Annotated in this window: 14 protein-coding genes; 10 read left to right on the forward strand and 4 right to left on the reverse strand. The window is 68.9% G+C overall.

Annotated features, from left to right (window positions below; all coding sequences use genetic code 11):
* Positions 1–24 precede the first annotated feature (24 nt).
* Genes LJ754_RS01015 through LJ754_RS01040 form a run of 6 tightly spaced genes read left to right on the forward strand, consistent with a single transcriptional unit; the run spans position 25 to position 6327 of the window.
* The gene (locus LJ754_RS01015) at positions 25–1386 is read left to right on the forward strand and encodes a hypothetical protein (protein ID WP_227924985.1); all 1362 of its coding nucleotides are present in this window, start codon (positions 25–27) and stop codon (positions 1384–1386) included.
* On the forward strand, positions 1383–2045 hold the full coding sequence (locus LJ754_RS01020; protein WP_227924986.1) for a DUF4129 domain-containing protein: 663 nt from the start codon (positions 1383–1385) through the stop codon (positions 2043–2045). Before LJ754_RS01015 ends, LJ754_RS01020 begins: the two co-directional genes overlap by 4 nt.
* On the forward strand, positions 2042–3301 hold the full coding sequence (locus LJ754_RS01025; RefSeq protein WP_227924987.1) for a DUF4350 domain-containing protein: 1260 nt from the start codon (positions 2042–2044) through the stop codon (positions 3299–3301). The genes LJ754_RS01020 and LJ754_RS01025 overlap by 4 nt, the downstream gene beginning before the upstream one ends.
* Positions 3298–4338: an AAA family ATPase gene (locus LJ754_RS01030; protein ID WP_227924988.1), complete on the forward strand. Its 1041-nt coding sequence runs from the start codon at positions 3298–3300 to the stop codon at positions 4336–4338. Before LJ754_RS01025 ends, LJ754_RS01030 begins: the two co-directional genes overlap by 4 nt.
* 12 nt (positions 4339–4350) lie before the next feature.
* Complete coding sequence (locus LJ754_RS01035; protein WP_227924989.1) at positions 4351–5643, forward strand: DUF58 domain-containing protein; 1293 nt, start codon at positions 4351–4353, stop codon at positions 5641–5643.
* Between the two features lie 9 nt (positions 5644–5652).
* Positions 5653–6327, forward strand: a complete 675-nt coding sequence (locus tag LJ754_RS01040; RefSeq protein WP_227924990.1) for a DUF4166 domain-containing protein — start codon at positions 5653–5655, stop codon at positions 6325–6327.
* A gap of 22 nt (positions 6328–6349) precedes the next feature.
* On the opposite strand, the gene LJ754_RS01045 is transcribed toward LJ754_RS01040, so the two are convergent.
* Genes LJ754_RS01045 through LJ754_RS01060 form a run of 4 tightly spaced genes read right to left on the reverse strand, consistent with a single transcriptional unit; the run spans position 6350 to position 10313 of the window.
* Positions 6350–7462, reverse strand: a complete 1113-nt coding sequence (locus tag LJ754_RS01045; RefSeq protein WP_227924991.1) for a hypothetical protein — start codon at positions 7460–7462, stop codon at positions 6350–6352.
* On the reverse strand, positions 7455–7886 hold the full coding sequence (locus LJ754_RS01050; protein ID WP_227913676.1) for a chorismate mutase: 432 nt from the start codon (positions 7884–7886) through the stop codon (positions 7455–7457). The genes LJ754_RS01045 and LJ754_RS01050 overlap by 8 nt, the downstream gene beginning before the upstream one ends.
* A gap of 55 nt (positions 7887–7941) precedes the next feature.
* On the reverse strand, positions 7942–9093 hold the full coding sequence (gene mnmA / locus LJ754_RS01055; RefSeq protein ID WP_227924992.1) for a tRNA 2-thiouridine(34) synthase MnmA: 1152 nt from the start codon (positions 9091–9093) through the stop codon (positions 7942–7944).
* Positions 9090–10313: a cysteine desulfurase family protein gene (locus LJ754_RS01060; RefSeq protein WP_227924993.1), complete on the reverse strand. Its 1224-nt coding sequence runs from the start codon at positions 10311–10313 to the stop codon at positions 9090–9092. The genes mnmA and LJ754_RS01060 overlap by 4 nt, the downstream gene beginning before the upstream one ends.
* A gap of 113 nt (positions 10314–10426) precedes the next feature.
* Here LJ754_RS01060 and LJ754_RS01065 point away from each other — a divergent pair, with 113 nt between their 5' ends.
* From LJ754_RS01065 to LJ754_RS01080, 4 genes are read left to right on the forward strand one after another with little or no spacing between them, the layout of a single operon-like run.
* Entirely contained in the window at positions 10427–11194 is a 768-nt protein-coding gene (locus LJ754_RS01065) for a uridine kinase (protein WP_227924994.1), read from the forward strand.
* A gap of 42 nt (positions 11195–11236) precedes the next feature.
* Positions 11237–12205, forward strand: coding sequence for a J domain-containing protein (locus LJ754_RS01070; RefSeq protein WP_227924995.1), 969 nt, complete (start codon positions 11237–11239; stop codon positions 12203–12205).
* Between the two features lie 42 nt (positions 12206–12247).
* Positions 12248–12715 carry a tRNA (cytidine(34)-2'-O)-methyltransferase gene (locus LJ754_RS01075; RefSeq protein ID WP_227913669.1) on the forward strand — a complete coding sequence of 156 codons (468 nt, stop codon included), beginning with the start codon at positions 12248–12250 and terminating at the stop codon, positions 12713–12715.
* A gap of 15 nt (positions 12716–12730) precedes the next feature.
* Positions 12731–13531: a class I SAM-dependent methyltransferase gene (locus tag LJ754_RS01080; protein WP_227924996.1), complete on the forward strand. Its 801-nt coding sequence runs from the start codon at positions 12731–12733 to the stop codon at positions 13529–13531.
* Positions 13532–13559: the final 28 nt, after the last annotated feature.

Genomic DNA, 13559 nt, shown 5'->3' on the forward strand with positions numbered 1-13559 from the left:
CTGGCTGCGGGGGAAACGGGTCAAATGAGCGAGCAGGAACACACTGGGCCGGGCAACGGACCGGACGCCGGTCCGGGTACACCGGGTCCGCCGGCTGCTCCAGGGGCAGCAGATGGTACCCCCGGTGCGTGGCAGCAGCCTGCCCCTAACCAGTGGGGCCAGCAGCAACCCGCCCCTAACCAGTGGGGCCAGCAGCAACCCGCCCCTAACCAGTGGGGCCAGCAGCAACCCGCCCCCAACCAGTGGGGCCAGCAGCCCAACCAGTGGGGCCAGCAGCCCAACCCGTGGGGCCAGCAGCCCAACCCGTGGGGACAGCCGAACCCGTGGGGACAGCCCGCAGGCGGGCCAATGCCTCCTGGTGCGTACATGCCCCCGCCCAAGCCGGGCATCGTCCCGCTGCGCCGGCTGGGCGTGGGCGAAATCCTGGACGGCGCCTTCCGTGCCTGCCGTCGCAGTGCCGCGGCAACGTTCGGCAGCGCGCTGCTGATCCAGGCTTTCATAGCGCTCGTCACGGTTATCCTCGGTTTCATTTTCGGTGACCAGATCGTCATCGACCCCGTGACGGGTGACTTGTCAGATGCCGGCATGTCCGACGACGAGGTGCTTGGGTCCACGCTCAGCATCCTGTCCCTGTTCGGCTGGGTGGCGTTGGGAAACACGGCCGGAGCCCTGCTGATCCAGGGCCTTATGGTGATCCCGGTGGCCCGCGCCGTGCTCAACCTCAAGACCGGTTTCGGCCAAACGTGGCGGATCCTGGGTCCGGTACTGCTCCGCCTGGCCGGACTCATACTGTTGCTGATGGCCGCGTTCCTTGCCGTCTTCACCCTGCTGGTCCTGCTTTTCAGCCTGGTCATCTACATGCTGGGCGACGCGGGAATCGTCGTCACGGTCCTCGGTTCGCTGGCTTCGATAGCCCTCCTCGCGTGGGTATCGGTAAAACTCATGGTGGCCCCTGCGGTACTGGTCCTGGAAGGAACCGGCGTGTTTCGTTCCCTGGCCCGGGCCTGGCAGGTGACACGGACAAACTGGTGGCGCGTCTTCGGGGTGCTGTTGCTGACCGGACTGATCACTTCGGTGCTGATGCAGGTCCTGAGTGTCCCGCTCGGCCTCATCACGTCCCTGTCACTCGGCGCGGACCCGGCAAACAGCGGCACGTTCGCGCTGCTCATGACAGCGCTTTCGCTGCTGGTTGCCGGCATCGCCTATACCTTCCAGGGTGCCGTGACTGCCCTGCTTTACGTGGACCTGCGGATGCGGCGTGAAGGGTTCGATATCGCCCTGATGAGGGAGCAGGAGAATCCCCGCATCCAGGACCCCGATTTCCTGCCGGGCAGGGCCGCGCCGGCCGCGCCGGGCGGCACCTACCCCGGCCCGGGAATGCCATGATTCCCACCCGGGTTCCCGGTGACGTGCCGGTGGATCCCGAGTCGGACCAGGCACGGGAATGGCTAAGCGATGAACTGTCCCGGGACATCTATGCAGACGCCGAACCAGGGCTGCTTCAGCGTGCGTGGAAGGCCGTGACCGAGTGGCTGGGCGACTTGCTTGACGGACTGGAGGGCCTCGACGCCGGGCCGGGGACGCTGGTCCTGGCGCTGGCCGCCGCGGCGGTTGCCGTCGTTGTTGTCCTCATATTCCGGCCCCGCTTCTCCTCCGCCGCGAAAAAACCCGGGAAAGTCTTCGCGCAAGACCTGATCGAAGCGGCGCAGCAGCACCGTGCACGCGCCGAACAGGCCGAGGCTGCGCAGCGCTGGAACGAGGCGCTCGCGGAACGGTTCCGCGCCATGGTCCGGTCCGCCGAGGAGCGGGTCGTCTTCGAGGCACGCCCTTCGCGGACTGCTGCCGAAGCAGGCGCCGCCCTGGCGTCGGCGTTCCCCGAAGCCCGTACGGAACTCCTGTGGCTTGGCCGGCGCTTTGATGAGGTCATGTACGGTACAGAGCACGCTTCCTCCGATGACTGCCGGCGGGCCGCCGCGCTGGACGGGGCATTGGAATCCGCCCGTCCTGCCTTGTCCCCCGAACCTGCCATGGCGGCACCCCGGTGACCGGTACGCGCATCCCCTCTCCCCCGGTCCCCGCCGGCCTGCCCGGCCTGCCCACAACGGATACCGGCGGGAGCCCCGGGGGATCACCCGCAGTCCGTGCTGCCGACCCGGGCCGGGTGCTTGGCTGGTTCCGCCGGCACCGGGTCCTGCTGGCACTGGTCCTGGTCCTGGCCGTTGTGGCGGCCCTCTCGGTCTTTGCCCGCCCCCGGCAGGACAGTGAGCCCCTGTCGCCGGACAACGCGGCTCCGGACGGTGCCATGGCAGTCGCGGAGGTCCTGGCCGGCCAAGGCGTAAAAGTGCAGCATCCGCAGGACCTGGCCGAGGCCTATGCCGCCCTGGACGCGAACCCCGGTGCCACGCTGCTGTTCCTGGACCCCCGGGAGTTCCTCAACAGCGAGCAGCGCGAAGAACTTGCTGACGAGGCGGGGCGGGTGGTCCTGGTGGCGCCGTCCTTTGCGCAACTGTCGGATTTCGCACCCGACATCCGTCCCGCCGGTGTCGTACCCGACGACGACGCCGGGCAAAGTGCCGAAGCGCGCTGCTCCGACGAAGACGCCCAGGCTGCCGGCACAGTCAGCGCCGGAGGCCAAAGCTACCGCGGCCCGGTGACCTGTTTCCCCTCGCCGGGCGCGGAGGGAACCGACCCGGCGGGGTCCTACGCCGCTACCAGGGGCGGGAGCGCCGTCGTCCTGGGCAGCCCGGACCTGATTGCCAACGCCACTGTGACGGACGAGGGCAACGCTGCCCTTGCCCTGCGCTCGCTGGGCGCGGACGAAACCCTGGTGTGGTATCAGGCCGGGCCGCAGGACATCGCTGCCGCAGAGCAGCCCGCGGACCCCTTCGACTATCTGCCTCCCTGGGTTTATCCGCTGGGGGCCTGGCTGGTGCTGGTTGCCGGATTGGCCGCCTTCTGGCGCGGGCGCAGGCTCGGGCCGCTGGCCGAGGAACCGCTGCCCGTGGTGGTGCCCGCTGCGGAGACGGTTGAGGGCCGTGCCCGCCTCTATAGGGGCAGCAACGCCGTGAGCCATGCAGCGGCAAACCTGCGGGCAGCAGCCATGACGCGGATGGCAGCGCATCTGCGGCTGGGACCGGGGGCCGACGCCGACGCAGTAACAATGGCCGCAGCCTCCGCCACCGTCCGCAGTTATACCGCGGTCGACCACCTGCTCAACCAATCGATGCCGGGGACAAGCGCCGAACTGGTGCGCTGGACCTGGGACCTGCAAGACCTAGAGGAAGAAGCAACGTCATTATGAGCCAGCAGTACGAGCCCTACCCGGCGGCGCCCGCACCATTCCGGTCCTCAAACGGAGCCGCAGCCGCGCCGCCCCTGCCTCCGGGCGGCGACCCCGTCCGGGCCGCCCTGGCCCAGGTCCGCCGTGAAGTGGGCAAGGCGGTGGTGGGGCAGGACGCTGCCGTGACCGGCCTGATCATTGCCCTGCTGGCTCGGGGCCACGTGCTGCTGGAGGGCGTGCCCGGCGTGGCCAAGACACTCCTGGTCCGGGCCCTGTCCGAAGCGTTGAGCCTGGACACGAAACGGGTGCAGTTCACTCCTGACCTGATGCCCGGCGATGTCACCGGCTCGCTGATCTATGACAACCGCTCCTCCGGGTTCTCCTTCCGGGAAGGACCCGTTTTCACCAATATCCTGCTGGCAGACGAAATCAACCGCACGCCGCCAAAAACGCAGGCTTCCCTGCTGGAAGCCATGGAGGAGCGGCAAGTAACGGTGGACGGAACAACCCGTGCCCTGCCCGAACCGTTCATTGTCGCGGCTACGCAGAACCCCGTGGAGTACGAGGGGACCTACCCGCTCCCCGAGGCGCAACTGGACCGTTTCCTGCTGAAAATGACGTTGGACCTGCCCGGGCGGGAGGATGAGATCGAAGTGATCCGCCGGCACAGCAGCGGCTTCGATCCGCGCAACCTTGCGGCCGCTGGTGTACGGCCCGTCGCGTCGGCGCGGGACTTGGAACTGGCCCGCGAAGCCGTAGCCCGGGTGGCCGTGGCCCCGGAAGTCCTGGCCTACATAGTGGACGTGGTGCGTGCCACCCGGTCCGCGCCGTCCTTCCAGCTCGGCGTTTCCCCGCGCGGGGCAACAGCGCTGCTGAACACGGCACGTGCCTGGGCCTGGCTTTCGGAGCGTACATTCGTCACCCCTGACGATGTGAAGGCCCTGACCCTTCCGGCCCTGCGGCACCGGGTGGCGCTTCGACCCGAAGCCCAAATGGACGGCGTCAGCGTTGACCAGGTGCTGGGAAGCATCCTGGCGACCGTCCCGGTACCCCGGTAACCGGGACTTCGGATGGCTGTTTCCGGACGGTTGGTCCTGCTGGCGTTTCTTGGCGCCGGTGCCGTAATCCTTTATCCCGGGACTGCGTCCATTCTCCTGTGGCTGCTCTTCCTTGCTGCCGCGGCAACCCTGGACCTGCTCCTGGCTGCCCCGGTGAAGTCCCTGCGGATAGACCGGCGGCTGCCGGACAGTGTGCGCCTGACCGAGGCGACGGTCGGCACCCTGGTGGTGCGCAACACCGCAGGACGGTCGCTGCGGGCGGTGATCCGGGATGCCTGGCAGCCCTCCGCCGGGGCGCGGGACCCCGAGCAGCGGCTGGCGGTCCCCGCGGGTGAGGCCCGCCGGATGGACGTGCATCTTCAGCCGGCTCGGCGGGGCGTGCTGACCAGCAGTTCCGTGGCAGTGCGCAGTTTCGGCCCGCTGGGACTGGCTGCCCGGCAGCGCACGCTTCCGGTGGCCGCGCAGTTGAGGGTGCTGCCGCCGTTCCGGTCCAAACGGCACCTGCCCTCCAAGCTGCGGCGGCTGCGCGAACTGGACGGCAACACCTCCGTCCAGCTGCGCGGGGCCGGCACGGAATTCGATTCCCTGCGCGAATACGTGCGCGGCGACGATGTCCGTTCCATCGACTGGCGCGCCACCGCCCGCAGGCGGGAAACCGTGGTGCGGACCTGGCGGCCGGAACGGGACCGCCGGGTGGTCATAGCCCTGGATACCTCCCGGACTTCGGCGGCCCGGATCGAGGACGAACCGCGGCTGGACACCGGCATCGAGGCATCGCTCCTGCTCGGCGTGCTGGCCGGCAGCAGCGGTGACCGCGTGGATTTCCTGGCCTTCGACCGCCGCATCCGGGCCAGGGTGGATTCGGGCGGCAAGGGAAATATGCTGAGCCGGCTGGCCACGGCCACCGCCCCGTTGACCCCCGAGCTCATCGAAGCGGACTTTTCCCTGCTCCCCGCTGCAGTGCAGCAGATCTCGGGCCGCCGCTCCCTGGTGGTGCTGATTACCGCCCTTGACTCGGGCGCATTGGAAGAGGGCCTGCTTCCGGTACTGCCCCGGCTGCTGGAGAAGCACGTGGTGGTGGTTGCCTCGGTCCGGGACCCCGGCCTGGACGAGCTGCGCAGGGCCGGCGGCACGACGTCGTCGGTGTTCCGCGCCGCTGCCGCCGAACGCGCGCTGCTGGACCGGGCTGCCATGGGGGAACAGCTGCGTTCAATGGGCGCCGAAGTGGTGGACGAACCGCCGCACGAGCTGCCGCCGAAACTCGCGGATATGTACATTCGGCTCAAGGCCGCCGGGAGGCTGTAAGAATTAACCATGGTGTCCGTCTACCGCACCGTCCTGGGCTCCTCCTTCGAGCGGCTGCAACCCGAACTCCGGGAATATTTCGGCCTGCACGCAGGCTCCGGGTGGTTCGGTGAGGGCACCGGCGTGTTCAGCCGGGCGGGCTGCCCGCGGCGCTGGCTGCGGCCCCTGCTGCCGCTGGTCCCGGTGGCCAACGCCTTTTTCCCCGACTACGGGGAGGACATCCCCTTCACCATCCGCAACTACCCGCATCTGGACCCCTGGGGCCGGCCGGCACTGACCGCGGTGCGGACCTTCGGGTTTCCGGGCGTGCAGCGCATCTTTGAGGACACCACGGTGCTGACGGCGCCGGGGGTGCTGACGGACTATCTGGGCCGGCGCCGCAATATGGCTACGGACCTGCTGCTTCGGGTATCCGCAGACGGACACCTGCACATGGATTCACCGGGCAGCCGCCTGTTCCTCGGCCGGCTGCGCCTGCCCCTGCCGCGCTTCGCCGGAGCGGATGCCCGGGTGGAGCAGTGGTGGGACCCCGCACAGCAGCACTTCCGGATCAGCGCCCGGGTGGTGCAGCGGCAGGTGGGTACGGTGTTCGAGTATGACGGCGCCTTCACCTACGCCTACCGGGAGTTCGACGGCGTGCTGCCGGCCGGCGCGGAACCGGACCGCTGGGAGCGCCGCACCTAGGGTTGCGCAATCCGGTATCCGGTTAGCCCTCTGCTGCCACCTGGTCCAGGGCTGAGGCTGTCTGCGTCAGCCGGGCCAGGACCTTGCGGGCAGCGTCCGGTGACAGGCCGGCCAGGTCCGCTGCCGGCAGCAGCCCCAGTGACGGCAGGTCCTTCACGGAGAGTCCGAGCTTGCGCCAGGGGCGCAGCACCTTTTCCGCCAGGGCCGTGACCTGGGGAAGCGGCGCTCCGGCAGGCGGGAGGGACAGCACGCCGAGCCATACCCGCTCTCCGTTTTCCACCGCCTCGGCGATGCCCTCCCAGTCCCGGGCGTCGAGCCCGTCGGTGACCAGGGCCGCACCCTGCACTCCGGCGCTGCGGGCCAGCTCGAACGGGGACTGGACACCGGGACGCAGCGGGCCCAACTCCCCGGCACGCGGCAGCGCCAGCACGGTGTCCGCCCCGGCAGCACCAATCGCCTCGCGCAGCTGCTGCCAGGCGGCGGCAACCTCCCCCGACGCCACGGAGCGCAGCGTACGGTAGCCGCTGGCCGTGGGGATACCTCCGGCGAGGATGGCGGCGATCTCCGGTTCGTCCACCTGCACCGTGATGCGGGCGCCGGGCACGGACGAGGCGGCCCGGGAAATGTAGCTCCCGACTCCGGCCGCAAGTGACTGCGCCAGTTCCCGCCGCGCACCGGCGTCGGCAAGGGCCCGTTCGCCGTTATGCAGGTGCAGGTTCGCGGCCAGGGACAGCGGCCCCCGCAGGGAAATTTTCAGTGCGTGCCCCGGGGACTCCTCGGCACCGGCTACGTCGGCCAGCGCATTCAGGTCCTGGCCGAGCAGTGAGACCGCACGCCGGTGCTCCTTGCCCGGGCGTTCCACGAGGCGCCAGCCGTGCGGCTGGATGTCCGCAAAGAGGTCAACCAGCAGGGAGGCGGAACGCCCCACGGCCTCCGCTTCCGGGCCCCGCTGGGGCAGTTCCATCAGGAACGGGAGATGCGGATCCCCCAGCTCACCGCGGATAACCCGGCTGGATTCCACCGGATCGGTTCCCGGCCAGCCGCCGGCCGCGCTTGCGGTGACGGTGCCGTTGCGGGTTGGAGCTTGCTGCGCCGGCTGAATCTGCCCCTGCGGGGTCCTGTCCTGCTCAGGCATCGGTGGCACCCGCGGACGCAGAGCCGGACTCAGGGCCGGCCGCGGGCCCGGCGGGTCCGCCGTTGCGCGTCTGGGAGATGGCCTGATGGTGGCGGATGACCTCACGGATGATGAAGTTCAGGAACTTCTCCGCGAACGCCGGATCCAGGTGCGCATCTGCCGCCAGCCGGCGCAGCCGGGCAATCTGCGCCACTTCGCGTCCCGGGTCCGCCGGCGGCAGGTGGTGCTCGGCCTTGAGGTGGCCCACCCGCTGGGTGGCCTTGAACCGCTCGGCCAGCAGATACACCAAGGTGGCATCGATGTTGTCGATGCTGCTGCGCATGGCGAGGAGTTCGTCCATAACGTCCTGGGCGACTTTCCCGGAGAGGGAGCTTGCCCGCGGATCGAATTCTTCGTCCGGTGATTCAGGTCCTGTATGGCTCATTGGACCAGTTTAGGCGGCAACGCTTAACCCCCGCGGCACGTTACGTACGGCCGTGCTAGGAAACCGCGGCCGGATCCCACTCGAGGGACCGGGCCGAGTCGATGGTTGCCTGGCCCAGCACCCGCGTGCCCTGGTACAGAACCATGGACTGGCCGGGGGCCACCCCGCGCATCGGTTCGGTGAGCCGGACCACCAGTTCCCCGCGTACCGCGCCGGTCGCCTCATCGGCCACGTCTTCCATCCAGCCGGTGGCCGCGACGGGGTCGCCGTGGGCGCGGACCTGTACCGTGCAGTCGAACCGGGTGCGGGCGGCGATCTCGGGGATCGGCACACCGGCCCAGGAAATCTTGGTCCCGCGCATCTGGTCGATGTTCAGCAGCTGCTCCGGTCCGACAACAACCTTGTTTTCCTTGGGCCGGATCTCCAGCACGAAGCGCGGTTTGCCGTCCGCCGCCGGAGTGCCGAGCTTCAGGCCGCGGCGCTGGCCCACGGTGTAGGCGTTTGCGCCGGGGTGGGTGCCGAGCTTCTGGCCCGTTTCATCGACGATGTCGCCTTCGGACATGTCGATGCGCTCTTCGAGCCAGCCGCGGGTGTCGCCGTCGGGAATGAAGCAGATGTCGTGGCTGTCCGGCTTGTTGGCCACGGACAGGCCGCGGCGTTCGGCTTCGGCCCGCACTTCGGCCTTGGACGGGGTTTCCGCCAGGGGGAACATGCAGTGCCGCAGCTGCTCTTCGGTCAGCACGCCGAGCACATAGGACTGGTCCTTCGCCCAGTCCGCGGCGCGGTGCAGTTCCGGGTTGCCCTCCGGGTTGGTGATGACCTTGGCGTAGTGGCCGGTGCAGACGGCGTCGAAGCCCAGGGCCAGTGCCTTCTCCAGCAGCGCGGCGAACTTGATCCGTTCGTTGCAGCGCATGCAGGGATTGGGTGTGCGGCCGGCGGCGTATTCGGCCACGAAGTCGTCCACCACATCTTCCTTGAACCGCTCCGAGAAGTCCCACACGTAGTAGGGGATGCCCAGGATGTCGCAGGCCCGCCACGCGTCCCGGGAGTCCTCGATGGTGCAGCAGCCGCGGCTGCCGGTACGCAGGGTGCCCGGCATCCGGGACAGCGCCAGGTGGACACCGACGACGTCGTGCCCTGCCTCCACTGCCCGTGCCGCTGCCACAGCGGAGTCCACTCCGCCGCTCATTGCTGCCAAAACCTTCATGAAGTCAAACCTGTTCCTGCTGTCTGGATGCTGCTTACGTGTCCGGCCATCCCGGCCTTCTTGGCCCGCTCATATGCTTCGGGCAGTACCTGCAATAACGTGTCAACGTCTTCGGCCGTGGTTGTATGCCCGAGGCTGAACCGCTGCGCTCCGCGGGCCTCGGTTTCGCTCAGCCCCATGGCGAGCAACACATGCGAAGGCCGCGGCACCCCGGCAGTGCAGGCCGAGCCGGTGGAGGATTCCACGCCGGCCAGGTCCAGGAGGAAAAGCAGCGAGTCCCCCTCGCATCCGGGGAAGGTGAAGTGAGCGTTGCCCGGCAGCCGGCGCCCGCCGTCGTCGTCGCGCACACCGCGCAGCACGGCGTCCGGGATGGCCCGCTCGACGCCGGTGATGAGGTAGTTCCGCAGGGTGCGCAGGCGTTCAGTCTCGTCCCCCAGATGCTCGACGGCGTCTTGGGCTGCCGCCGCGAACGCCGCGACGCCGGCCGTGTCCAGGGTGCCCGAGCGAATGTCGCGCTCCTGTCCTCCCCCGTGCAGGACCGGTGTGAGCTTGACCGACCGGCCCACCACCAGTGCCCCGGTGCCTACCGGTCCGCCAATCTTGTGGGCGCTCAGCGCCATGGTGTCCAGCCCGGAGGCACGGAAATCCACGGGCACGGCGCCGAAGGCCTGGACCGCGTCGGAATGCACCGGCACACCGTATTCGTGCGCCAGGGCGGCAACGGTCCGCACATCCTGCACGGTGCCGACCTCGTTGTTGGCCCACATAAGCGTGAGCAGGGCGATGCTGTCGGCGTTGGCTTCGAGCTCCCGGCGGACTGCGTCAAGGGAAATAACGCCGTCACCGTCCACCGGGATCCATACCGGGACGGCACCTTCGTGCTTTTCCAGCCATTCCACGGTGTCGAGCACGGCGTGGTGTTCGATGCCGGAGACCAGGATCCGGGTGCGGGCCGGATCGGCGTCGCGGCGGGCCCAGAACAGGCCCTTCACGGCCAGGTTGTCCGCTTCGGTGCCGCCGGACGTAAAGATGATTTCGGAGGAGTGGCAGCCTGCGGCGGCAGCAAGGATCTCCCGCGATTCCTCCACCACCATCCGGGCGCGCCGGCCCGAACCGTGCAGGGACGAGGGATTGCCGCTGCGGCTGAGTTCTGAAGTGAGTGCGGCGAGGGCCGAAGCCGAAATCGGCGTGGTCGCCGCGTGATCTAGATACACGGGCACCAGCTAATTCTAGCCGCCATAGCGGTCAGCACCCATTCGGCGGGCTGGGATTTTCCTGAGGGTTGGCCCACAGGTGCCGCCGCGCGCGGCGGGCTTCGGGATATCATCCTGCCGTGCGGCCAACCCCAACACCCCCGCTGACTGTTCCCCCGGGCCCGCCCGCGGACCGGAACACGGTCCTTGCCCACCTGGCCCGGGTGCTCCTGGCGCTGCAGCCCTCCTCCCGGTTGCTGATGGCCGTTGACGGCGTTGACGGCGCCGGGAAGACCACTTTCGCCGACGAACTCGCTTCTGCCCTCCGCGCGTCCGGCGCAGCCGAACCCCGCCAGGTCCTGCGGGTGGGCCTTGATGATTTCCACAACGTGCGCGGGGTCCGCTACCGGCTCGGCCGCAGCTCACCGGACGGCTTCTGGCTCGATTCCTACAATCTGGGCCAGTTCAAGGAGTACGTGCTGGACCCCTTGACCAAGGGGGTGCCGGCATTCCGGGACCGCGGCCATGACCTCGAGACTGATGCGGTGCTGGACCCGGCTCCGGTGCCGGCAGCACCCAACGCCGTCGTCCTGGTTGACGGGATGTTCCTGCACCGGGACGAACTGCGGAACTTCTGGGACTGCTCCGTGTTCCTGGACGTACCGTTCACGGTGACCGCTGCCCGGCTGGCTGTACGCGACGGTTCACCCTCAGTGCACCCGCACCGCCCGGGCCGGGACCGGTACGTGGGCGGGCAGCAAAGGTACTTCGCCGCAGCGGATCCGGCCGCCCGGGCGTTTCTGGTGCTGGAGAACTCCTGCGAAAGGACGCTGCAGGTGATTGATCCGGCAAACGCGACGTACCGGGCGGGGAAACAGCCGGGGAAAGTGAACAGCAGCGGTCGGTAGAATTGCCGCACTGGACCCCGAACCGTGCCGAAAGGAACCGCCGTGAGCCCGTCAGGCCGGACACTCTATGAGGTCTTGGGCCTGCTGCCCGGGGCGTCAGCTGCTGAAATCAAGTCCGCCTACCGGAAGGCTGCCCGCCAGACGCACCCCGACCACGGCGGCGACAGCGAGCGCTTCGACCGGGTTGCCGGTGCATACCGGGTGCTTTCCGATCCGGTTCGGAAAGCCGCCTATGACCGGCAGCTGGGCAGTGCCGGCAGTGCCCCGGCACGCAGCAGCACGGCACGAACGGGCCGGGCTGCCGGAGAGGCCGCTGCCCCCGGCGCCGCAGCCGGCAGGACGGCAGCAGCGGATCTGGACCTTCCTCCGGTGTTTGTCCCGGACTTCTCCCCGCAGAATCCGCCGCTCATCCCCCTGACCATGGCCGGGCAGCAGATCCACGGCGCTCCCCGCCGTCCCGGCTTCTTCTCCCGGCTCGGCTCCACCGGCAGCCGGTTCGACGCCGAGAACCTCACCATTGCGCTGCTGGACCGGGAGCTGCTGGACGAGTACCCCGCCGCGCGGCTGGTCAACGGGCTGCACATTCCCGACGCCGGGCCGCGGGGCGGGAACCTCGACGTCGGCCATGTGCTGCTGGGCGGCTACCGGATGGCGGTCCTGGGCTCGCTTATGGCCGCTCCCGGGAACTACCGGTGGGACGGACGGCATCTGCTGCACCGCGGACGGGAAGTGTCCACGCTGCGGCTCGCCGATGCGGTGCGGACCATGCAGGCCCGCTTTCCCACCTGCAATGTCGCCGGCTGGCTGGTCCTCCACAGCCCCAACGGCAACCCGTTCGAGCCCATCATCGATTACCCGCCCACTTTGAGCAGGTCCGCGCCCGCCACCCTGCACACAGCCAACCCGGGCGGCCTGGTCCGGGAGCTCCGCCGGTTCTTCGCCGAAGGGCCGACGCCGAACACGGTCCAGCTGCCCGTGCTGGGCCCGCTCATTGACGCTTCGGCACGCTGAGCCGTGCGTCTGCCCGGCCGGTGCCGGGCTTAGGATGGAGCTGTGTTCCGCATCCTTTTCCACTCCCCTGAAATCCCGGGCAACACGGGAAACGCCATCCGCCTTGCCGCCATCACCGGCGCCGAACTCCACCTGGTGGAGCCGCTGGGCTTCAGTCTGGAGGACTCCAAGCTGCGCCGCGCCGGCCTGGACTACCACGACCTCGCCGTCCTCCACGTGCACAAAAGCCTCGAGGACGCCTGGGAAGCCCTCGCACCGGAGCGGGTCTATGCCTTCACTTCCGACGGCGATACGTCCTACACCGATATCGAGTATCGTGCCGGTGACGTGCTGATGTTCGGCCGCGAGTCGGTGGGACTATCAGATGAGGTAAAGAAGGACCCGCATGTCACCGCACGGGTACGGTTGCCCATGCTGCCGACGCTGCGGTCCCTGAACCTGGCAAATTCCGCATCCATTGCCGTTTACGAAGCCTGGCGCCAGCATGGCTTCGCCGGTGCCCAGCTCTAGCTAAGGACATATCCCATGCCTGCACGCCACATCGGCACTGCCTACGACGACGGCGCCGCGGACTTTGAGCGCCTCGCACCATCGCTGTGGAATCCCATGGGCAATGCGCTTGCGGCGGCTGCGGACATCAGCCTGGGCGACCGCGTCCTGGATGTGTGCTGCGGCAGCGGTGCCACCACCATCCCGGCCGCCCAGTTCGCCGGACCCGATGCGACCGTTGACGGTGTGGACCTCAGCGGAGAGCTGCTGGCCCTGAACCAGGCGAAGGCGGACACCCTGTCCCTGAACGGCGTGCGGCTTTTCAAGGCCGATGCCGCTGGATGGCAGTCCGGGGATCCCTACGACGCCGTCCTCTGCGCCTACGGGCTTTTCCTCCTGCCCCAGATGGACGCCGCTGCGGCCCACCTGGTTTCGCAGCTGCGCTCCGGCGGACGGTTTGCCCTCAGCGTGTGGCAGGAAGGCGCCGGGTCCCCCTTCAGCGAACTGCTGTGGAAGGCCTGCCTGCAGGAACGTCCGGAACTGGCGGATGCCCCGCAGCCGAAGACGGACAACCTCCGGCGGATCAACACGCCGGAGAAACTTTCGGCCTGGCTCGAGTCCCTCGGCCTCACCGACGTGGCGGTAACCCCCACGCAGGGACGGGTCCAGCTCAGCGGTTCGCTGGCGTGGTCCCTGGTTATGGGCAGCACCTTCCGCGAACTCCTGCCTTCCGCGCCGGACGCGGTGGAACGGGTGCGTACAAACTTCCTGGCCGAACTCGGTGAGGACTTCGAGCTGAACGCCGACACCCTGATCGCCACCGGCGTCCGCCCCTAAGAGGGGCTGGCCGGCCAGGAGGCTGGCC

The organism is Arthrobacter sp. zg-Y40 (assembly GCF_020731535.1).
Lineage (GTDB): Bacteria > Actinomycetota > Actinomycetes > Actinomycetales > Micrococcaceae > Arthrobacter_B.

Excerpts from the sequence above, each read along its gene's own strand:
- LJ754_RS01040 (WP_227924990.1), top strand. The coding sequence starts at position 5,653 with ATGGTGTCCGTCTACCGCACCGTCCTGGGCTCCTCCTTCGAGCGGCTG.
- LJ754_RS01080 (WP_227924996.1), top strand. The coding sequence starts at position 12,731 with ATGCCTGCACGCCACATCGGCACTGCCTACGACGACGGCGCCGCGGAC.
- LJ754_RS01050 (WP_227913676.1), bottom strand. The coding sequence starts at position 7,886 with ATGAGCCATACAGGACCTGAATCACCGGACGAAGAATTCGATCCGCGG.
- mnmA (WP_227924992.1), bottom strand. The coding sequence starts at position 9,093 with ATGAAGGTTTTGGCAGCAATGAGCGGCGGAGTGGACTCCGCTGTGGCA.
- LJ754_RS01030 (WP_227924988.1), top strand. The coding sequence starts at position 3,298 with ATGAGCCAGCAGTACGAGCCCTACCCGGCGGCGCCCGCACCATTCCGG.
- LJ754_RS01045 (WP_227924991.1), bottom strand. The coding sequence starts at position 7,462 with ATGCCTGAGCAGGACAGGACCCCGCAGGGGCAGATTCAGCCGGCGCAG.
- LJ754_RS01035 (WP_227924989.1), top strand. The coding sequence starts at position 4,351 with ATGGCTGTTTCCGGACGGTTGGTCCTGCTGGCGTTTCTTGGCGCCGGT.
- LJ754_RS01020 (WP_227924986.1), top strand. The coding sequence starts at position 1,383 with ATGATTCCCACCCGGGTTCCCGGTGACGTGCCGGTGGATCCCGAGTCG.
- LJ754_RS01015 (WP_227924985.1), top strand. The coding sequence starts at position 25 with ATGAGCGAGCAGGAACACACTGGGCCGGGCAACGGACCGGACGCCGGT.